17 protein-coding genes are annotated in these 18,794 nt (G+C 63.8%); 10 read left to right on the top strand and 7 right to left on the bottom strand.

Features of this window, described 5'->3' with window-relative positions; all coding sequences use genetic code 11:
• Positions 1-56 precede the first annotated feature (56 nt).
• Complete coding sequence (locus ABWY06_RS21345; RefSeq protein ID WP_353927591.1) at positions 57-686, top strand: HAD family hydrolase; 630 nt, start codon at positions 57-59, stop codon at positions 684-686.
• On the opposite strand, the gene ABWY06_RS21340 is transcribed toward ABWY06_RS21345, so the two are convergent.
• Positions 680-2,509 (bottom strand): long-chain-acyl-CoA synthetase, encoded by a 1,830-nt coding sequence (locus ABWY06_RS21340; RefSeq protein WP_353927590.1) that lies wholly within the window; start codon positions 2,507-2,509, stop codon positions 680-682. The genes ABWY06_RS21345 and ABWY06_RS21340 overlap by 7 nt on opposite strands.
• Positions 2,510-2,664: 155 nt before the next feature.
• On the opposite strand from ABWY06_RS21340, the gene ABWY06_RS21335 reads away from it, so the two are divergent.
• On the top strand, positions 2,665-3,684 hold the full coding sequence (locus tag ABWY06_RS21335; RefSeq protein ID WP_353927589.1) for an AraC family transcriptional regulator: 1,020 nt from the start codon (positions 2,665-2,667) through the stop codon (positions 3,682-3,684).
• Positions 3,685-3,790: 106 nt separating this feature from the next.
• Here the strand turns inward: ABWY06_RS21335 and ypfJ are convergent, their stop codons facing one another.
• The 5 genes from ypfJ to ABWY06_RS21310 form a co-directional block, all read right to left on the bottom strand.
• Entirely contained in the window at positions 3,791-4,666 is an 876-nt protein-coding gene (gene ypfJ / locus ABWY06_RS21330) for a KPN_02809 family neutral zinc metallopeptidase (RefSeq protein ID WP_353927588.1), read from the bottom strand.
• Positions 4,667-4,759: 93 nt separating this feature from the next.
• Positions 4,760-5,650, bottom strand: a complete 891-nt coding sequence (locus ABWY06_RS21325) for a PhzF family phenazine biosynthesis protein (RefSeq protein WP_353927587.1) — start codon at positions 5,648-5,650, stop codon at positions 4,760-4,762.
• Positions 5,651-5,863: 213 nt separating this feature from the next.
• A complete protein-coding gene (locus ABWY06_RS21320) occupies positions 5,864-6,715 on the bottom strand; it encodes an arylamine N-acetyltransferase family protein (RefSeq protein WP_353927586.1) in 852 nt (283 codons plus the stop codon).
• 112 nt (positions 6,716-6,827) lie between these two features.
• Positions 6,828-7,379: a hypothetical protein gene (locus ABWY06_RS21315; RefSeq protein ID WP_353927585.1), complete on the bottom strand. Its 552-nt coding sequence runs from the start codon at positions 7,377-7,379 to the stop codon at positions 6,828-6,830.
• Positions 7,380-7,514: 135 nt separating this feature from the next.
• Positions 7,515-8,243 (bottom strand): substrate-binding periplasmic protein, encoded by a 729-nt coding sequence (locus ABWY06_RS21310; RefSeq protein WP_353927584.1) that lies wholly within the window; start codon positions 8,241-8,243, stop codon positions 7,515-7,517.
• 200 nt (positions 8,244-8,443) lie between these two features.
• Here ABWY06_RS21310 and ABWY06_RS21305 point away from each other — a divergent pair, with 200 nt between their 5' ends.
• On the top strand, positions 8,444-9,370 hold the full coding sequence (locus tag ABWY06_RS21305; protein WP_353927583.1) for a YihY/virulence factor BrkB family protein: 927 nt from the start codon (positions 8,444-8,446) through the stop codon (positions 9,368-9,370).
• Here the strand turns inward: ABWY06_RS21305 and ABWY06_RS21300 are convergent.
• Positions 9,339-9,959, bottom strand: a complete 621-nt coding sequence (locus ABWY06_RS21300; RefSeq protein ID WP_353927582.1) for a TetR/AcrR family transcriptional regulator — start codon at positions 9,957-9,959, stop codon at positions 9,339-9,341. The genes ABWY06_RS21305 and ABWY06_RS21300 overlap by 32 nt on opposite strands.
• 231 nt (positions 9,960-10,190) lie before the next feature.
• Between ABWY06_RS21300 and ABWY06_RS21295 the strand changes: the two genes are divergently transcribed.
• The 7 genes from ABWY06_RS21295 (at position 10,191) to ABWY06_RS21265 (ending at position 18,751) form a co-directional block, all read left to right on the top strand.
• A complete protein-coding gene (locus tag ABWY06_RS21295) occupies positions 10,191-11,444 on the top strand; it encodes a lipopolysaccharide biosynthesis protein (protein ID WP_353927581.1) in 1,254 nt (417 codons plus the stop codon).
• A 178-nt stretch (positions 11,445-11,622) separates the two neighbouring features.
• A complete protein-coding gene (locus ABWY06_RS21290; protein WP_353927580.1) occupies positions 11,623-12,660 on the top strand; it encodes a GDP-mannose 4,6-dehydratase in 1,038 nt (345 codons plus the stop codon).
• A gap of 89 nt (positions 12,661-12,749) precedes the next feature.
• On the top strand, positions 12,750-14,237 hold the full coding sequence (locus ABWY06_RS21285) for an exopolysaccharide biosynthesis polyprenyl glycosylphosphotransferase (protein WP_353927579.1): 1,488 nt from the start codon (positions 12,750-12,752) through the stop codon (positions 14,235-14,237).
• Between the two features lie 42 nt (positions 14,238-14,279).
• Complete coding sequence (locus ABWY06_RS21280) at positions 14,280-15,119, top strand: NAD-dependent epimerase/dehydratase family protein (protein WP_353927578.1); 840 nt, start codon at positions 14,280-14,282, stop codon at positions 15,117-15,119.
• Positions 15,107-16,069, top strand: coding sequence for a glycosyltransferase family 2 protein (locus tag ABWY06_RS21275; RefSeq protein ID WP_353927577.1), 963 nt, complete (start codon positions 15,107-15,109; stop codon positions 16,067-16,069). The genes ABWY06_RS21280 and ABWY06_RS21275 overlap by 13 nt, the downstream gene beginning before the upstream one ends.
• Complete coding sequence (locus ABWY06_RS21270; protein ID WP_353927576.1) at positions 16,059-17,510, top strand: O-antigen ligase family protein; 1,452 nt, start codon at positions 16,059-16,061, stop codon at positions 17,508-17,510. Before ABWY06_RS21275 ends, ABWY06_RS21270 begins: the two co-directional genes overlap by 11 nt.
• The gene (locus ABWY06_RS21265) at positions 17,507-18,751 is read left to right on the top strand and encodes a glycosyltransferase family 4 protein (RefSeq protein ID WP_353927575.1); all 1,245 of its coding nucleotides are present in this window, start codon (positions 17,507-17,509) and stop codon (positions 18,749-18,751) included. Before ABWY06_RS21270 ends, ABWY06_RS21265 begins: the two co-directional genes overlap by 4 nt.
• Positions 18,752-18,794: the final 43 nt, after the last annotated feature.

The following is an 18,794-nucleotide window of genomic DNA, read 5'->3' as shown; positions in this document are numbered from 1 at the left end:
AGGCAGATGCGGCGCGGGCGGGTATGCTGTGGGCTTTCAGCCCAGGGTGCATGACGATGACCGACTCCACTGGCCAGGCACTGGCCCGCTCACGCCACTGGGTGTTCGACATGGATGGCACCCTGACGGTGGCGGTGCATGATTTCGAGGCGATCAAGCGCGCGCTGCAGATCCCTCTGGCGGCCGATATCCTGCACCACCTGGCGAGCTTGCCGGCCGCGGAAGCCGCCGCCAAGCACGCCTGGTTGCTGGAGCACGAGCGCGAGCTGGCGCTGGCCGCGCAACCGGCAGCCGGCGCCGTGCAGTTGGTGCGTGAGCTGCAGGCACGTGGCTGTCGGCTCGGCATCCTGACCCGCAATGCCCGTGAACTGGCCTTGCTGACGCTGCAGGCTATCGGCCTGGCCGATTGCTTTAGCGCCGAGCTGGTGCTCGGCCGTGATGAAGCGCCACCCAAGCCCGACCCAGGCGGCTTGTTGCACCTGGCCGCGCACTGGGGCGTCGCTCCGCGGGACTTGGTGATGGTCGGCGATTACCGTTTCGACCTCGATTGCGCCCGGGCGGCGGGTGCCCGGGGCGTGTTGGTCAACCTGGCGGAGAATCCCTGGCCGGAGTTGACCGATGTCCATGCCCACGATTGCCAAGCCTTGCTCGAGGCGCTGTTCGATCCCGCTGCGGCGCTTCAGTAGCGGTAGGCGCCGGCCGTGATGGCCGCCTGCAATTCGACAGTCAGCGGCACATAGCGATCGCCGCCGGGCAGCCAGGCGTAGAGCGGATCGGGGCAGCGGTTCGGGTCGAAACCCTGTTCGCGCAACGGTCCTTTTTTATGTTTGAAGGTGCCGGTGGTCTCTACCTGGGCACTCAGCCGCAGGAACAACGGCACGGCGTAGCCGGGCAGCTCGCGCTTCAGGCGTGCGAGCAAGGCCTGGAAGTCGAAGTCCTGAGCGGGTACGTCCAGGCGGATGCAGGCCATGCCGGCACGGCCATTGGTGTTGGTGATCTCCACCCCGTAGACCACGGCTTCGCCGACCTGCTCGATGCCGTCGAGTATGGCTTCGACCTCGGAGGTGGAGACGTTTTCCCCTTTCCAGCGAAAGGTGTCACCCAGGCGGTCGACGAACTGCGCATGCTTGAAGCCGATATCGCGCATCAGGTCGCCGCTGTTGAACCAGGCATCGCCTGGCTCGAACACGTCGCGCAGGATGCAGCTCTCGGTTTTGCCGGCATCGGTGTAGCCATGGAAAGGGGTCTTGTCGGTGATCTGGCCGATGAGCAGGCCTGCTTCCCCTTTGCGCACCGGTTGCAGGAAGCCTCGGCTGTCACGTACCGGCGCTTCGCTTTCCCGGTCGTAGTAAACGATGGCGTAGGGGTAGGGGGAGAACCCCACGGTGTTGTCGAAATTAAGCAGGTTACTAAAGCCGATATTGCCCTCGCTGGAGGCGTACAGCTCCATGACCCGACCGACGCCGAAACGCTGCTTGAAGGGCTGCCAGAGGCTGGTTCGCAACCCGTTGCCGACCATGACGCGGATCCCGTTGTCGCGATCGCTATCGCGCGGCGGTTGGTCCAGCAAGTAGCGGCACAGTTCGCCGACGTAGCCGAAAGCGGTGGCCTGGTGCTGCCGTACTTCGTCCCAGAAACGGCTGGCGCTGAATCGGCGCACCATGATCAAGGTGGCCTGGCCGGCCAGCACCGAGCCCCAGCACACCGCCATGGCCGTGCCGTGATAAAAGGGCAGGCTGACGTACAGGCGATCGCTTGGCTTGAGCCGGACGGCACTGAAGCCGAAGACCCCATAGGCTTTCATAAAGCGTCCGTGGTTGAACACCACCGCCTTGGGCAGTCCGGTGGTGCCGGAAGTGTAGAGGTAGAAACAGGCATCTTCGGCGCGTACGGGCTGATCCGGCTGCGGGTTGTGCGCGGGATAGGCATGCAGCTCGGCGGCCGGATGCTGCCAGCCGGCCGGCGCGCGGCCGGGATCGCGCCAGGTCGGCCGATCGGCGAAAAACACCCGGGCTTCGGCCGGCAACCCGAGGTCTGCTTCGATGGCGAGGAAGCTGTCCAGCAACTCTTCGCCGACCACCACCAGCCGCGGCGTGGCCAACTTCAGGCTGTGGGCGAGCACCTGGCCGCGTTGGCTGCTGTTGATCAGCGCGCTGACCACGCCGAGCTTGGCGCAGGCCGTTACACAGGCCAGCACCTCGAGGCGGTTCTCCAGCATCAGCGCCACAGTGTCACCCTTGCGCAATCCCCGTGCGTGCAGGTAATGCACGAGGCGGTTGGCCCATTGGTTGAACGCGGCATAGCTCAGCTGTTCGTCGCCCTGGATCAGCGCCAGGCCGTCCGGGTTACGGGCGGCCGCTTGCTCCACGCAGTGCCCCAAGCCACCGGGCCTGCGTCCGCGGCTGCGATTGCCGATGTGCAGCCCCTTGAGAATGGCCGGCAGGTGGCTCAGCAGGTACGGCAGGCGGGCGAGCAGGCGGGGTAGCGTGATCAGGTCGGGGGGGCTCATGGCGATAGGCTCCAGTGCTGGGCACTCGTTATTGTTGTTCGTCAATCTACGCCGCTCGCGCGGCGGCTGTGGATAGCCGCCGGTTGCACGACACTGGCAATTGGTCTCAGTCGCGATGCACAATCGGCGACCCTCGATGCCAACAGGATGGCTCCATGCGGATGGCGAACCTCCCCAGCGCCACGGCCTCGCAACTGCTCGACCTCTACCTGTCGCTGCAACGCCGGGGGCTGGTGGGGCCGGATGATGTGCGCGAGCTGGGGATCGAGCCGGCGCAGTTGGAAAACCTGGAAATGCGCGTGCCGGTGCACTGGGCGCTGCGCCTGTGGCAGCTTGCGGCCAGGCGCGGCGCCGGCCCCGAGTTGGGTTTGCGGATCGGTCAGCAACGGGGCCTGCATACCCGGGGACCGGTGGCGCATTTGGCCGCGCAGAGCGCGACCCTGGGTGAGGCATTGGAGTTGTTTCGTTGCTATATCACGGTGATGAGCGAAAGCGAACACCTGCGGGTGGAACCTCGGGCCAGGCGAGTGCGTGTTCACTTTCTGTTCCAGACGCCCCTGCTTGGCCACGCGGTGATCAGCGAACACAGCCTGAGTTCGGCACTGTGCTGGGTGCGGCAGCTCACGGGCCTGCCGCTGGTGCCGCAAGCCGTGGGTTTTTGCCATGCGCCGCGCGTGGCGCCGGCGATCTACCGCCAGGTGTTCGGCGTGCCGGTGCGCTTCGCCGAAGCCACCGATTACCTGGAATGGCTGCAGACGGACCTGCTATTGCCGGTGCTGGGGGCCAACCCTTACCTGAAAGGTCTGATGCAGCAGCGAGTCAGCGCCATGCAGGCAGAATTGCCCGCGCAGAACACTGTACGTGGTCAGGTGCTGCGGCTGATCGAGCAGGACTTGCCCGGCGGTCAACTGTCGGTCGAGCGGCTGGCCCGTCGTCTGGGTATCAGCCGGCAGACCTTGCATCGTCATTTGCGGGCTGAGCGCTGCAGTTTTTCCGAGCTGCTGGGGGAGGTTCGCCGTCGCCACAGCGTGCTGCGCCTGGCGCAACCCGGTTGCCGGGTCGAGCAGCTCAGCCGCGAATTGGGCTTCAGTGAGCCCAGTGCCTTCTACAAGGCGTTCAAGGGTTGGTTCGGCATGTCGCCCAAGGTCTATTCCGCCACCCTGGACGACCGCTAGCGGGCACCGCGCGGACTCCAGAGCGAGTCGCCCGGACCAGCGGCGTGCCGAGGGAATGGCTAACGCCGCACGCGTGCCCTCTCCCCGCTTGGCGGTTGACCGGCTTTTACAGACGCGCGGCCTTGAAGGTGTCGCACTGGCCGATCTGACCCTGGGCGAAGCCGGTCTTGAACCAGCGCATGCGTTGCTCCGAGGTGCCATGGGTAAAGGAGTCTGGCACCACCTGGCCGCGGCCCTGGCGTTGCAGACGGTCATCGCCGATGGCGTTCGCCGCGTTCAAAGCTTCTTCCAGGTCGCCGCTCTCCAGCCAGTCCAGGCGTTGCTGCGCGTGGAAGGCCCAGACGCCGGCCAGGCAGTCGGCTTGCAATTCCTGACGCACCAGCAGGCCATTGGCGCCCTCCAGGCGTTCGCCGCGCTGACGGGCGCTGTTCACTTTGGCCGACACACCCAGCAGGGTTTGTACGTGGTGACCGACTTCGTGGGCGATCACGTAGGCCTGGGCGAAGTCGCCGGCGGCGGCGAAGCGTTGCGCCATCTCGCGAAAGAAATCCAGGTCCAGGTAAACCTGGCGGTCGCCGGGGCAATAAAAAGGGCCGACCGCGGCGTCGGCGAAGCCGCACGCCGAGTTGACGCCACCGCGAAACAGCACCAATTTGGGGTCCTGGTACTGCTGTCCGGCTTGCTGGAATATCGCCCGCCAGGTGTCTTCGGTATCGCCCAGCACGGCACGGACGAACTCCGCCTGTTCATCCTTGGCCGGTGGCGCGCCTTCGCTGTGGACTTCCCCACTGGGCTGTACCGCCTGTCCGGCCAACTGGCCGAGAATCTGCATCGGATCCTGTCCGCTAAGCAGGCCGATGATCACCACGATGGCGATGCCGCCCAGGCTCAGGCCCTTGCCGCCCAAGCGCATGCCGCCACCGCCGCCACTGCCGCGGGCATCCACCACATTGTCGCTGCGTCGTGCTCGTTGCCAGCGCATCTTTGCGTACTCCTGGGGGTGAGGTCTCGGGCGGTGTGCCTTCGGTGCCTGGGCCACGGGGCTTCGACCCCGTCGGCGACGGATGGTTTAGTGTTACCGTGCCGGGTTCTGCAGTGCGTCGCTGTCAATCAGCAACTCGGCGCGTGACAGCAGTTGCACCGCGCCGCCCACGCTGATCCGGCCATTCCCGGCGACGCAGACGTCCAGGCGGCTGGGGCGTCCGAGGAAGCGTCCCTGGTGCAGCGTGAAGGGTCGGTCAGGCCGCTCCAGCCCCAGTTCCACCAGGTAGGCGGCGACTGGTCCGGCGGCGCTGCCGGTGGCGATGTCCTCGATCACGCCCAGCGGATCCCAGGTCCGGCCTTCGTGGGCGGTTACATCCAGCAAGAAGACAAAGGCCGCACCACAGGATGCCAGTTGCGTGTCCAGCGCCTGGGTCTGGCGCGCCCGCGCCAAGCCCTCGGCGGTGACGGGCAGCAACAGGTAGGGCAGGCCGGTACTGACCACGCAGGCGGGGTAGAAAGGGTCCAGCGCAGCGGCGCCCAGGGAGAACGCGGCCGCTATCGCCTGCGCCTGCGCGAGGCTGAGTCGCTCACCGAATTCGGCCTCCCCCTGGTCCATCTGCGCATAGAACCCACGGCCCCGTCTATGAGTGCTGACCCTCACCGACTTGGCCGTCAGGTGCAGGGTCCATTCGGCCTGCTGCTCGGCGAGCGGGCCGTGAAGGTGATGGAGCAAGGCGGCGGCCCCGAGGATCGGATGACCGGCGAAGGGCAGCTCCTCCTCCATGGTGAAAATGCGCGCGTCGTAGTGCTGCGGCTGGCTGCCGGGTATCAGGAAGATCGATTCGAATTGACGCAACTCCTGGGTCAGGGCCTGCATCAGCGTGGGCGAAAGCGCCTGAGCGTCGGAAAAAACCGCCACGCCGTTACCGGCCAACGGACATTCGGCGAATACATCGAGTTGCCAGTACAGCAGCGGTGCCATGCAGAGGATTCTCGCAACGATACGGAGGTAGGGCGCGACAGGCTTATGCGCGACCGCGGTTGGCCAAAGTGTGCGCCATGCCTGCCCGCCGCGCCAGGGCAGCGGGCCGGCTTGTCGGCACTGGCCGCGGGGCCGCGCCTCCCCTGGATGGGATACACCGCCAGGCGATGGTCGACAGGGCCGTGGCAACGGCGTGGCTGGTCTGCGCGTGGGTCAGGCATCCACCGCCGCGCTGTCCAGCAGCTGGCGGACGCGCGCGAGCAGTCGCGGCCGGTCCGCGCCCAGGTCGAGGTGAAAGTGTTCTGCCAGGACCTGGACCACCGCTTCGGCGCTGGCAAGCGTCAGCTGTTCGGTCTGGCCATCGGCGAAGCGTCGGCTGAAGCTGTCGTTACGCAGGCTCAAGCGCATATCGCCCTCGCTGCGGGCGGCGGTCAGTACCTGGGTAAAGATACTCTCCGGATGGGTCGAGCTGTACCAGCTGCGGGCGATCTGGTCGACCCATGCCTGGGGCTGCAGGTCGAAGCGATACATCTCCACCCAGGCGCCCTTGTAGTGCACCTGCATCCGGTACAGGCCTTCGGCCCCCTGCGGACCGCACAGGCGATAAGGAAAGTCTGGCGTCTTCGCACCGGGGTCCAGCAGGGCGATGGCGCGATAGGGCGAGGGACCGCCGAAGGCGACGTCGACCAGGTAAGGACCGTCCACCAGTTCCACCCGCAGCATCAGGTGCGAGAGCATGGTCGGCGGCGCATCGTCCGGCAGCCCCCAGCGCACCCGCGCCGCCAGCAGGCTGACTCGGTAGCCCAGTGCAGACAGCAGGCGGGCGAACAGCCCATTGACTTCGAAGCAATAGCCGCCGCGGGCCTGCTCGACCACCTTGCTCAGCAGCGCCTCGGTGTCCAGTACGATGGGGCGGCCCAGCAGCACATCGAGGTTCTCGAACGGCACCCGTTGCAGCTGCGCCTGGATCAACAGGTCCAGTGTCGGGCGATCGAGATGGCGCGTGTCCGGCGAGCCCAGGTGGGCGAGATAGGCTTGGGTGTGCTGGGACTGCAGTGGCTGCATGGTGGAGCGGCTCCGGCGAGCAAAGTCGCAATCCTAGCAGAGCCGACGCGTGGCGAAAGAGCGTCCTTGCGGGTGGGGGTCGCACGGCCCAGCCCCCAGCCTGTGGTGCGGCTTAGGCGCCCTTATAGCGGGCTTGGAAGCGCTTGATTTGCTCCACTGGCTTGGTTTCTTCCTTGGCCAGGACATACACCACCCGCTCCCCCTTGGGGCCGCTGCCGATCTCGGTATGGCTGAAGGTGGGCTCACCGATCTTGTTCATGTCGACCATGTCGCCATAGCGGGCAAACACATAAATCACCCCTTCCTGGCGGATCTCGCCGTAGAAGGACGCTGCGGGCGGCTGGGCCACCTGGAGGAAGCGGTAGGCACTCAGCTGCTCCAGCGGCGTGTTCTGATCCTCGGCGCGCAAGCCGAGCAGGATGGCCTGGCCATACTTGTCCTGTTGCCCCAGGTCTTTCACATAAGGCGCGCGGCCGGTGCGCAGGAAGTCCTGGAACACCTGCTGGTCGTCGAACAGGTAAAGCTGGGTCTCACTGCGGACCTGGTACCAGTCCTCGTTGTTGAGCTTGGCTTCGCTGGGTTTGCCGCTGTCCTGCGGGGCTAGGACGCAAGCGCCGAGCAGGCTGGTGAGCAGGACGAGGGTCAGGGGTTTGAGCATGGACATGCCTATTCCAATACAAGGTGGGAAGGGCTGCCAGGGTGCCGTGCGCAGATTGCGATTAGATGAACGTGCGGCGTTTTGCCCAATCGCTCGTCTCCCTGTCAAAACAGGGCGCCGGTCCGGCTGTGGGGTAGCACCTTAGGGTGGTAGCGCGAAGTACTCAGCGTATTTGCCCGAGTCGCGCAGCTTCTGCAGGCCGCGGTTGAACACAGCGATCAGTCGTTGATTGCGCGGGTGCTGCCGGTTGAGGATCAGATGATAGGTGGTGCTGTTGTAGACCTTGGGATTGTGGGTGATGCGGGCGATCTCTTCGGCGGAAAAATTTTGCTTCAAGACTGCGTAACCCACCTGCAGGTCGGAGGGAAACAGGTCGAAACGCCCGGCCAGCAGCTTGCGGAAGTTCTCCACATCGGTCCTGGCCCGCTCGACCTTAATTCGGGGGTCTTTCTCGAATTCGTAGGTATAACCCAGGGTGCCACCGATTTTGCTGTCCACCAGGTCATCGAAGCTGTGCCAGCTGAACGGGTTGCTCTTCAACTGGAAAAACACCGATTGACCGTCGAACACCGGGTCGCTGAAATGGAATGTCTGCTGGCGAGAGGCTTCGATGGTCCAGACCAGGGAGCCGTCGTAGCGTCCGTTCTCGGCCTCCTGGTAGGCGCGCTTCCACGGCAGGAAAACGTACTGGACGGTGACCCCTTCCAGAGCGAAGGCCGCGCTAACCACATGGGAGGCAATGCCATAGTGGGGGGCATGCTCGGATTGGTATGGCGGATACTCGCCATTGGTCAGGGTCACCACTTCGGCCGCCATGCAGGCGACGGATAACCCCAGGCCCAGGCAAGTTGCGGAAATCACGGCGCGCATGCAGATCTCCCCCCGGTCCACCCGCGGACCTCCCATCAAGCATAGTCACTGCTGTCTTGGCGAACAGCCAGTAGACCATGCCGCATGGCGGGCAACGCCGCGACGCTTGGGAAGCCCCTGAAATTTCGCGCGAACTCCTGTGGCCTGCGGCCGTCCCATCATCAAAGAGGGGTGAAAGCCCGAGCGATCAAGGAGATGTCATGTTTTTTCCGGACCTTCGCGGTGTCGGTGCCGGTACCTTGCTTAAGTGCACGGTCAAGGATTTTGTCACTGACGAGTTGCCGACTTACGCCTCGGCCTTGGCCTTCCAGCTGTTTTTTTCGCTGTTTCCCTTTTTGCTGTTCCTGATCGCCCTGATCAGTGTGCTGGACCTGCAGCCCTTCTTCGATTGGTTGCGCCAGCAAGCGGAGCTGGTGTTACCCCAGGCGGCGGTGGAACTGATCAATCCTGCCATTGACCAGCTGCAAAGCCAGAAGGCGGGCCTGTTTTCCGTGGGCATCTTGGTCGCGTTGTGGACGGCCTCGGCCGCGGTGCGCTCCACCATGGATGCGATGAATCGCGCCTACGGCGTGCAGGAGGGACGGCCGGCCTGGAAACGTATCCCGCTGTCGCTGTTGTATACGGTGCTGATCGCCGTTGCGTTGTTGCTGGTGGCGGCCCTGATGGTGGTGGGACCGCGGGTAATGGGCTGGTTGGCCTATCAAGTCGGCATCGAGCAGATCGTGGTGGTGCTGTGGTCCTGGTTACGCTGGCCCCTGGTGGTGGTCCTGTTGATGGTCGTGGTCGCCGGGGTGTATTACGTTGCCCCCGATGTCGAGCAGGAGTTTCGCTTTATCACGCCTGGCTCGGTGCTCGCCGTGGTGGTGTGGATCGCGGCGTCGGTGACGTTCGGCTTTTACGTACAGAATTTCGCCGACTACAACGCCACCTACGGCAGTATCGGGGCGATCATCATTTTCCTGTTCTACCTGTACATCTCGTCGGCCGTGTTGCTCTTTGGCGCCGAGCTCAATGCGGTGATCGAACACCATGCCCGCGAGGGCAAGGAGCCCGGTGAAAAGACCATGCCCGGCGAGCCTGGGGAAGTAGAACCGGTCAGGGCTCCAGGCCAATCCCACGCAGTATGACGCTGGTGACCGTTTGCACGGCGCGCTCGTATTGCAGGTCCGATAGCGGTTGCTGGTCGTTGAGGATGGCGACCTGGTGACTGAAGTCCGCGTAGTGCTGAGTGGATGCCCAGATCATGTAAAGCAGGTAGGCGGGCTCCACCGGCAGAATGCGCTTGTCGTCGACCCATTGGCGGATTTTCGCTTCCTGGATCTTGGCCCAGTCGTAGAGATTACCGTCCAGTGCGTTGCCCAGGTGCCGGGCGCCATGGATCACCTCGTCGGCCCAGACCTTGGAACCATGGGGTCGACTGCGTGAATGGTTCATTTTGGCGCGAATGTAGCCGGTCAAGACCACTCGCGGATCGTCGAACATCTCGAAGCACAGGGCATCCTGCTTCCAGAACTCCAGCAGGCTGAGCAATACCGCACGGTACAGCTCTTCCTTGGTCGAAAAGTAGTAATGCAGGTTGGATTTGGGCAGGCCTACCAGCTGGGCAATGTCCTGCATCGAAGTGCCGGCGAAACCCTGCTCGGCGAACACCTGTTCGGCGGCAAGCAGGATCCTTTCCGTGTTCTTGAGGCGGATGCCGATCTTGTGATTACTCATCTGACTCTCATGGTGACGCGGGGGCTGCAGCGCGGGCGGGCCAACATAACATCCTTCGTTATCCGCGGGTAAGCCGGCGAACCTCGCCTTGAACTGCGTTGCAGGCTTCTATACGGCCGGTTAGCGGCTATGGTGTGTCAGGCGAGGTCGGGCCGGGAGGGTTGGCTTTCGCGCGTAGAGGGGTGGCCCGAGCGGCCGATCCCAGGGGCGGTATCGAGGGATGGAGTGGCCATGGACGCACAGGCGCGCAATGGATTGCAGCCCCGGCTTTCGGGGGCAGTGTGGGTGGTGGCAGGTCAGGCGGTGCAGAGCATCGCCAGTTTTATCAGCGCGATCGCGCTGGGGCGACTGGTGTCCCAGGAGGCGCTGGGCGCCTTTGCCCTGGGTTATTCCTTTTGCTTTTTGGCGATCTCCTTAAGCGATACCTTGATCGCCACGCCCTACACCTATTTCACTGCCCGCGGGGAGGAGGTCGAGGCGCCGCTGTTCAGCGCCGCGCTGACGGGTGTCGTCGGCATCGCGTTGCTGGTCGCGACACTGTTCTGGTTGAGCCTGGCGCTGGGGTTGCAGAGTCTGGACGGGCTGGCCGTGGTCGTTCCCGCCGCGATGCTGGTGCTGGTGCTGCGGGAGCTGCTGAGACGGCATTGCTATGTGATGGGCCTGTTGCGCCAGGCCTGGCGCCTGGATGCAGTGTCGGCTTGCCTACAGGTGCTGCTGGTCGGCGGGCTGGGGTTCTGCGGCGAATTGTCGGCGTGGACCGCCTTTGTCGCGATCCTGCTGGCCGCAGGGCTGCCCTTGCTGTACCTGCTGCCGCGCCATCTGCGTAGGCAGCCGACAAGCTTGGGCACACAGGCACCCCGATGGATCCGGGCGTTTGCCCAGTACGGGCGTTGGCTGATGGTCGGTGGCGCCTGTCATGTTGCCAGCGTGCAATTGTATCCCTGGTTGGCGCTCGTCGGGGGTGGCGCGCGCCAGGCGGGCCTGTTCGCCGCCTGCAGCACCTTGGCCAATCTGATCAACCCGCTGCTGGTGGGCTTGACCAATTATTTTCGACCTCATTTCATGCAGCGCGCGGTAGCGGTGCGTGGCTGGGAGTTGGCGCACTATACCGCGTGGCGGCTAGTGTATTTCCTGCTGCCGTCCTTGGCCTATGCCCTGATATGCCTGGGATGGGGTGGATCCTTATTGGAACTGGTCTATGGTGTGGATTATCGCGAGGCGGGAACAGCCTTGGCCTGGTTGGGGGTGGGGGTAGTTTCAATAGCTGTATCAGCGCCGTTACAACTTGCGCTGCTTGCCGTCAGGGCACCTGTCACCAATCTTTACTACCATGCCACGGCGCTGTCGCTATCGGTGTTCGCGGCAGTAGTGTTTTCAGACCATTTGTCGCTTAAGGTCTTGGGCGCGATGTACGCGGGTGTTAATTTGGCGTCGTTGTTGGTACTGGTCCTGCTGTTCCTGGGTCGTATCCGCAGTCACTGTTAGTGCTATCGATACGGTCAGAAAAGCGTGCGGTTGGCTTCGGTGCACAGCTGTTTTTTCTTGTGCGGTCAATGCTTTCTCTAAAGTCGGGCGGTATTTGCAAAGTTGCGAGTGCTGCTTATCGTCGAAACCTCCAGTGCGGCGGTTTAAATACCGAGGGCGGGAGGAAGAGGGGTGTTAGATGCGCAAAATAGTCATTACCGGTGGTGCCGGTTTTGCCGGCTCGCATATCGTCGATGAAGTCTGCCAACAATTTCCAGAAGCCCGCATAGTGGTCCTCGACAAGATGACCTATGCCGGAGACGTGCGGAACATATCCCATCATGTTTTCTCGCAGAGGGTGCAATTGCTGGTTGGCGATATCATTGACCTGGAGCTTTGCCGACGTGCCGTTAAGGGGGCGAGTCTGGTGATCCATGCGGCGGCGGAAAGCCATGTCGACAACTCTTTTGGCAACTCCCTGGAGTTCACCCGCACCAATGTGTTGGGCACTCACAGTTTGATGGAGGCCTGTCGCCAGGAAAAAGTGCCCAAGGTGGTGCATGTCAGCACTGATGAAGTCTATGGCGAGGTCATGAGCGGTGCGGCGGTTGAAAACGACGTGCTACGCCCGACCAATCCCTACTCTTCGTCGAAAGCCGCCGCGGAAATGATTCTGCGCGGCTATGTGCAGTCCTATCACGAGCCTATCGTGATTATTCGAGCCAATAACCTTTACGGTGTGCGGCAGTTTCCCGAAAAAATAATTCCGCGTTTTATCTGCCATATGTTGACGGGACGCCGTTTGCCCTTGCATGGTAATGGCAGCAACCGTCGGCATTACCTCAGCGCGAAGAACTTCGCCGAAGCGGTGGTATTTATCGCCGATCAAGGCGTAGTCGGGGAGACCTATAACATCGGGACCAGTGAAGAGTACAGTAACCTGCAGGTGGCGGAACTGGTCTGTGCGTTCTTCGGAAAATCATTGGATGACGTTTCGGATTTCGTGGCGGACCGCCCTTTTAATGATGGCCGTTACTCTATTTCCTGGGGGAAGTTGGCGCAAATGGGATGGACCCCGAAAAATCGACTGGTGGAAGACCTTGGCATGTTGGTGGAGTGGTACCGAAACCATCTGGATCGCTACGGCGAATTATTCGCGCCGCCGCCGCTGCTCGATAACAGCCTCGCCCTGTTGCAGGGCGCCGCGGATGGTTACGTTGTGGAGGCCGGTTCATAACGGAGTGAACCTGGGCTTCGCTCAGTAGGGCGTAATGCCCGCGGTGGATCAAACAGCCCTGAGCTCAGGATGAGCAAGGACGGATGGACATGGACAGTCGCACCAATACCCTCGACCAGCCCCATCCTGGCGGCGCCGAGTATCGGCTGCCGCAATCGCTGCTGCGTCCGGTGATCAATTCGGCGATCAGCACTTCGTCTGCCCCGGTAGGCGTCGGCATTCTCCTGTTTCGCCTGACGCAAGCGGCTTCGGCCTTGCTGGCGACTTACTGTGCGCTCGCCCTCTGTACCGCGCTCGCCGTTCCAACGGTGGCGGATCCACGGTTATGGGGGCTGTTATTGGCGACGGCCAGCGCCTGTCGTCCGCTGCAGTCATACGCCGCGCTGGGCGGCCCTGGACTGTCGGGGATTCTGGTGACCATCAGAACGCTGCTCGAAAGCCTGTTGCTGGTTGGTGGCGTCCAGCTGTTGCTCGGGTTGGCCGGGCATGCGTTAGCCGGACCTGTGTTCCTGGGGACACTGTTTGGCCTGGCGAGCCTCGGATCGCTGGGCGCCAGGGGCTTGATCGCGTGGCTGCTCAGGCCCTGGAACCGCCCGTTTCGGCTGGCGATTCTCGGCGCGGGGGAGTTCGGCCAGGCGAGCGCACGTTATCTGATCGAGCATGAGCCGGCCATCGAGGTTGTCGGCTTTATCGATGACCGCCTGTCCCGCATCGACCTGAGGAACCTGCCGTTCCCCTTGCTGGCAAGTACGTTCGAGCTCGAGCGGCTGCCGCCCGACCTGGACGGCGTAATCATCGCGCTGCCCAGCAGTGCGGCGCAACGGGCCTGTCAGTTGGCCTCCCGGCTGCGGGTGAAACTCGAGAATATTTACGTTGCGCCGGAACTGCCGATGCTGCGTCATACCTTTGCGCACTGGCCAAGCGAGGGGCCGCACAAGATGCTGGTGCTGGGCGTGAATCGCCTGCCCTTTTCGGGGCGTGTCCTCAAGCGCCTATTCGATCTGTTGTTCTCGCTGTCGGCGCTGTTGGTGTTCTTGCCCTTGGGCGTGCTGATCGCCCTGCTGATCAAGCTGGAAAGCCCGGGACCGGTATTCTTCAGGCAGTTGCGTTACGGGCTCGGAAATCGACTGTTCGAGATCTATAAATTCCGCAGCATGCGCTACGACCCTGCCGGTGCCAGCAAAGCGGTACGCCTGACGGAACGCGAGGATCGGCGAGTGACGCGTCTCGGGGCGTTCCTGCGCCGGACCAGCCTCGACGAGGTGCCCCAATTCATCAATGTGCTGCTGGGCCAGATGTCGGTGGTGGGACCGCGCCCACATCCGCCGGGGGTCAAGGCCGGACAGCGTCCTTATGAGGCGGTGGAGGCTGACTTTGCCGAACGCTACAAGGTGCATCCCGGTATCACCGGCTGGGCTCAGGTCAATGGGCTGCGGGGTAACACCTTTACCGAGGCGCATCTGACCGAGCGCTTTGCCTACGACATTCTCTATATCCAGAACTGGTCCATCGAACTGGATATCTGGATTGTCTGCAAAACACTGCTGGGCGGCTTCGGAGGCAAAAATGCGTTCTGAGTCCGTTCTGCCTACTTGCGCGGCGGCTCAGTGGGGGCGCGCATGACGGTCGTCGTGGTCGGTCGGAACAGCTTTATTGCCCGTAGCCTGCGCCAGCGCAAGGAAACCGCCGGCTGGAGCTTTGTCAGGACCAGCGAAGCCCTGGGGTCCGATCAGTGGTTGACAGGCGCCAGCGCGCTGATCAATTGCGCCTACGATCCCCAGCTGAAAAGCTCGCCCTATAACCCCGCCCTGGATGTCGATATGCATCTGGCGCAGCGGGTCCTGGAGATGCCTGGGGTCCGTTATCTGATGCTCAGTTCGCGTCAGGTGTACGGGCCTGCTCCGTTCAGTGGCCGTCTTCAGGAGCGCACACGGGCGCGCCCCGCCACCCTTTATGGACAGGCGAAGTTGATGACCGAGCAGCGTCTATCGGCCCTGCTAGGACCGCGCCTGACCGTGCTGCGCCTGAGCAATATCTGCGGCTTCGAAATCCAGGAAGGACGTCAGAGTTTTTTTGCCCTCGCCCAGCGCGGCCTGCTCGAACGAGGGCGGGTGACGCTGGACATGAGCCCCTTTGTCGAGCGCGATTTTCTGCCGGTCGAGGTGCTGGCGGGCTGGTTGCCCGGCATCGTTCGACGACTGCGGCCGGGACTGTTCAACATCGGCGCTGGTCAGGGCACGCCAACCGGTCGTATCGCCCAATGGTTGATCGAGGGTTTTGGTGGAGGCGAGCTGGTGGTCAGCCAGCTACGCGAGCACGATCCGTTCTGGTTGGACATTGGCGCAGCAACCCAGGCGTTTGCGATTGCGGGCTGCGGGCAAGCGCAGCTGCGCGACTACTGCCGGGCCCTTGGTCGGCGCCTGGGCGAGGCGAGAGGGGCATTCCCATGCATAGTCTGATCGTCTCGATCGTCAACTACAAAACCCCGCTACTGGTGATCGAGTGCATCGACTCGCTTAAGGCCTTTGCGCCCAGTTGCGCCGCGCTGCAAATCGTCGTGGTCGACAATGCCTCGGGTGACGGCAGTGTCCAGGTGATCGGCGCCGCCCATCCCGATGTCCGGGTTATCGCCTGCCCCGACAACCTGGGTTTCGCTGCGGGCAACAACCAGGTGCTGCGAGACTGCCGCTGTGATTTTGTGCTGTTGCTCAACAGTGACGCGCGGGTCGAAGCCGGTACGCTGGACGGTATGTTGCATGCCCTGCTGGATAACCCTTGGGTCGGGGCCGTCAGCGCGCGGGTGGTCAACGCCTCGGACCACGCCGACCAGGATTATCCCAGCCGATTTCCCTCGCTGCTGGAGATGTTGCGCCGTGCGATCTGTGGCGCCCAGTACCCGGCTGCCGGGCAGCAGGGGCCGGTGACGCTGGAGCGCCTGCATGGCGCCTGCATGATGTGGCGTGGGGCGTTGCTGAGTACGGTCGGTCTGCTGGACGCGAGCTTTTTCATGTACGACGAGGACGTCGATTGGTGCGTACGCGCCCGGCGGGCCGGTTGGCAGCTGTGGCTGCTGCCGCATGTCCGGGTGCTGCACCACGGGGGCAGCTCCTCCGGGCGGCTGCCGGTGGGTCTGCGCGGGCACCAGACCCTCAGTGAGACAGCACTGCGCATGCGTTACGAGCTTCGGCGCAGCCGCTATCGCTTGTACCGCAAGCACTGTCATCCCTGGGAGCTCTGTGTTCTCAAGCTATTGACCGATCTGATGATTCTGCTGACAAGCCTGCGGCCCGCGCTGCAGTGGCTGTTGCGCCCGAGCCGGCGCGACGCCGCTGCCGCGCTGTTGCGCTCCAACATGCGCGTGCTCGGGCTCAACCCCTTCAGCCTGCCGGGAGCCGCGGATGATCGCTGAACGACCGCTGTCGATGCTGGCCGCGCCGGCGCTGGCCGTCAGCCTGCTACTGGGCTTTGGCATCAGTCTGATTACGGTGGCCTGGCCGGTGCCGGGACTGCTGTTGGGGATGTCCCTGTGCGGCCTGTTGTCGGTGGTTCGCTGGCCGAGTCTATTGCTGCTGGGTTTTGTCGTGAGCCTGGCGTTGCCCGTGCAGCGAACGCTGGCAGGGCTGCCGTTAAATACCGCTGACGGCATAGTGCTGCTGTGGTGCCTGCTGCTGCCCGGGCTGTTGCTACGCCGAAACGCCCGGTTGCACCTGCCGGTACTGGTGAAGGCGGTCCTGCCGTTTGTCCTGGCCGTGGCGCTGGCCCAAGCGACGTCGATCGCCTGGCAGGGCAGCCTCAAGCAACTGCTGCGCATCGTCGAATGGTTCGTGGTGTTGCCGCTGCTGTTGCTGGTATTCACACCGGATCCGCGCTTCTGGCGGTTTGTCGCTGTGCTGCTGCTGGTGGTGCCAAGTCTTTTTGCGTTGGACGGTCTGATCGAGTGGGCCCGCGACGGCCAGCGCTTGACCGAAATGCTGGGCATTGGGGTGCCGGTACCTGACGGCGATCAGGCCCAGATCCGCCATACCTTCGATATTTCCGGCCGGGCCGGTAGCACCTTTGGCGGCGCCCAGGGGCTGGCAATGTTCCTGGTGATGACCATGAGCGTGTCGATCGCGCACCTGCTGCGGGCCGCCACGGTCTGGTTACGCCGGTTGGCAGGTGTGAGCCTGCTGATCAGCCTGGCCGGTCTGGCGGCCACCCAGTCGCGCGGTGGCCTGCTGGGGGCGGTGACGGTGGCGACGGTGATGCTGTTGATGCTCAAGCCCGCCTGGCGCGCACCGCTGCTGTGGCTGGCGACATTGACGGTTGTGGCGGGAGTCATGGTCCTGGGCTTTCTACCCGGTTGGGATGGCAGCTTGTCCGGGCTGGTGCCGGGCCGTCAGGCTGCGGTTCAGGACCGTTTGATCCTCTGGGGCGTCGTCTGGCAGGTGTTTGCCGAACACCCGTTGCTGGGGGTCGGTTTGGGCAACTTTCGCGACGCGTTTTTTGCTCATCCGGTGGCCTTGAATGTCGAGCTGGGCTACCCGTCCCTGCATGCCCACAACACCTTTCTGGAAATACTGGCCGGTACCGGTGCCCTGGGTTTGCTCGCCTACCTGTGGTTTCTCTGGTCGGTCGGGCGGGCGCTGCTGCGGCGCTGGTCGCCGGCCGACCCTGGCGAGGCGAATCTCTTCACCCTGGCCGCGATCGGGACCCTGAGCGCGTACCTGGTGTTTGCCATGGTCGACATGTTGCTGCTGCAGAACATGCATTTTCTGCTGGTCTTGCTGCTGTCTCTGGGGTTGCTGCAGCAGGCGGAGGCTTCGGATGGGCTTGCGCGAACGTCGACCGCCGAGGGGGGTAGCCCATGAGGATCCTGTTGCTGGTGGAGACCCTGGGCATCGGCGGCTTGCCCAACTACGTGCTGGCTTTGGCCCGGGCGCTTACCGCCCATGGCGATCAGGTGGCGGTTGCCCACGCCAGCCTCACGCTGCCGGCGCACCTGGATACGGCAGGGTTGGAGCTGCTGCGGTTGGCGAGCGAGCCCCTGACCACGGACCGCGGTGCGACCGAGGCCTTGCGCCGCATGCACGCCTGGCAACCGACGCTGGTGCACGTGCACCTGTGCAGCGCGCTGGCATTGCTCGAAGCATTGCCGCGTTTGGAGGTGCCGCTGTTGCGCTCCTTCCATGACTACAGCTCGCTGTGCTTGCGGCGTGGACGTCGGCGCTTCCCAGGGGACCGCTGCCAGCGTCCGCTGGGCTGGTCATGCCTGGCCTATGGCTGCGGCATTGCTCCGCCGTTGCCCGGCGGCTACCGGCCCGGCCTGGCGAATTTGCCGGGCAAGTTGCGGGAGCGGGCGCTGTATCGGGAGTTCGCCATGGCCGTGGTGGGCAGTCAGCATATGCGCCAGGTGCTCCTGCTCAATGGATTCGCCGCCGAAAAGGTGCACGTGCTGCCCTATTTCAGTCGTTTCGATCGCCAGGCCCTGGGCTACGGAGGTCCCCCCGACGACGCCTTGGCCGATGCGCCAGCGCCGTGCACCTTGCGTTTGCTGTTTGCCGGCCAGGCGATCAAGGGCAAGGGCCTGGAGGTGCTGTTGCGTGCCCTGGCTCGGGTGCAGGGCGCCTGGCAGTTGAAAGCAGTTGCCGCCGGCCCGCGATTGTCGCAGGCCAAGTCCTTGGCGCAACGGTTGGGCATCGCGGCTCAGGTCGACTTTATCGAGTGGGTGCCCCAGGACCAGCTGGCGAGCTATTACCGCTGGGCCGATCTGTTCGTGCTGCCCTCGATTTGGGACGATCCGGGGCCACTGGTAGGCATCGAGTCCCTGTCCTTCGCGACGCCGGTGCTGGCGTTCCCGGTGGGAGGGATTGCCGATTATGTCCTGCATGACGTCACCGGCTGGCTCACCGAGCACGCCTCGACAGATAGCCTGGCGCTGTGGCTGCAGCATGCGCTGGCCGAACGCGCCCGCTTGCCCGGGCTCGGCCAGGCGGGACGGGTCCTGGTGACCCATCAGCATACTCGGGAGGCGCATGTGGCGCGGTTGCATCGCCTGTATGAATCCCTGCCCATCTGGCGGCCACTGACCTGGGGGGCAGGTGCGGAGTGACAGAACATGAGGATGCTTCCGGCAAGGCGGCCGTCCCCGCCCC

The organism is Pseudomonas sp. (genome assembly GCF_040514055.1).
GTDB lineage: Bacteria > Pseudomonadota > Gammaproteobacteria > Pseudomonadales > Pseudomonadaceae > Aquipseudomonas.
This window is presented reverse-complemented; position numbering and strand designations above follow the sequence as displayed.

Excerpts from the sequence above, each read along its gene's own strand:
- ABWY06_RS21345 (WP_353927591.1), top strand. The coding sequence starts at position 57 with ATGACCGACTCCACTGGCCAGGCACTGGCCCGCTCACGCCACTGGGTG.
- ABWY06_RS21340 (WP_353927590.1), bottom strand. The coding sequence starts at position 2,509 with ATGAGCCCCCCCGACCTGATCACGCTACCCCGCCTGCTCGCCCGCCTG.
- ABWY06_RS21335 (WP_353927589.1), top strand. The coding sequence starts at position 2,665 with ATGCGGATGGCGAACCTCCCCAGCGCCACGGCCTCGCAACTGCTCGAC.
- ypfJ (WP_353927588.1), bottom strand. The coding sequence starts at position 4,666 with ATGCGCTGGCAACGAGCACGACGCAGCGACAATGTGGTGGATGCCCGC.
- ABWY06_RS21325 (WP_353927587.1), bottom strand. The coding sequence starts at position 5,650 with ATGGCACCGCTGCTGTACTGGCAACTCGATGTATTCGCCGAATGTCCG.
- ABWY06_RS21320 (WP_353927586.1), bottom strand. The coding sequence starts at position 6,715 with ATGCAGCCACTGCAGTCCCAGCACACCCAAGCCTATCTCGCCCACCTG.
- ABWY06_RS21315 (WP_353927585.1), bottom strand. The coding sequence starts at position 7,379 with ATGTCCATGCTCAAACCCCTGACCCTCGTCCTGCTCACCAGCCTGCTC.
- ABWY06_RS21310 (WP_353927584.1), bottom strand. The coding sequence starts at position 8,243 with ATGCGCGCCGTGATTTCCGCAACTTGCCTGGGCCTGGGGTTATCCGTC.
- ABWY06_RS21305 (WP_353927583.1), top strand. The coding sequence starts at position 8,444 with ATGTTTTTTCCGGACCTTCGCGGTGTCGGTGCCGGTACCTTGCTTAAG.
- ABWY06_RS21300 (WP_353927582.1), bottom strand. The coding sequence starts at position 9,959 with ATGAGTAATCACAAGATCGGCATCCGCCTCAAGAACACGGAAAGGATC.
- ABWY06_RS21295 (WP_353927581.1), top strand. The coding sequence starts at position 10,191 with ATGGACGCACAGGCGCGCAATGGATTGCAGCCCCGGCTTTCGGGGGCA.
- ABWY06_RS21290 (WP_353927580.1), top strand. The coding sequence starts at position 11,623 with ATGCGCAAAATAGTCATTACCGGTGGTGCCGGTTTTGCCGGCTCGCAT.
- ABWY06_RS21285 (WP_353927579.1), top strand. The coding sequence starts at position 12,750 with ATGGACAGTCGCACCAATACCCTCGACCAGCCCCATCCTGGCGGCGCC.
- ABWY06_RS21280 (WP_353927578.1), top strand. The coding sequence starts at position 14,280 with ATGACGGTCGTCGTGGTCGGTCGGAACAGCTTTATTGCCCGTAGCCTG.
- ABWY06_RS21275 (WP_353927577.1), top strand. The coding sequence starts at position 15,107 with ATGCATAGTCTGATCGTCTCGATCGTCAACTACAAAACCCCGCTACTG.
- ABWY06_RS21270 (WP_353927576.1), top strand. The coding sequence starts at position 16,059 with ATGATCGCTGAACGACCGCTGTCGATGCTGGCCGCGCCGGCGCTGGCC.
- ABWY06_RS21265 (WP_353927575.1), top strand. The coding sequence starts at position 17,507 with ATGAGGATCCTGTTGCTGGTGGAGACCCTGGGCATCGGCGGCTTGCCC.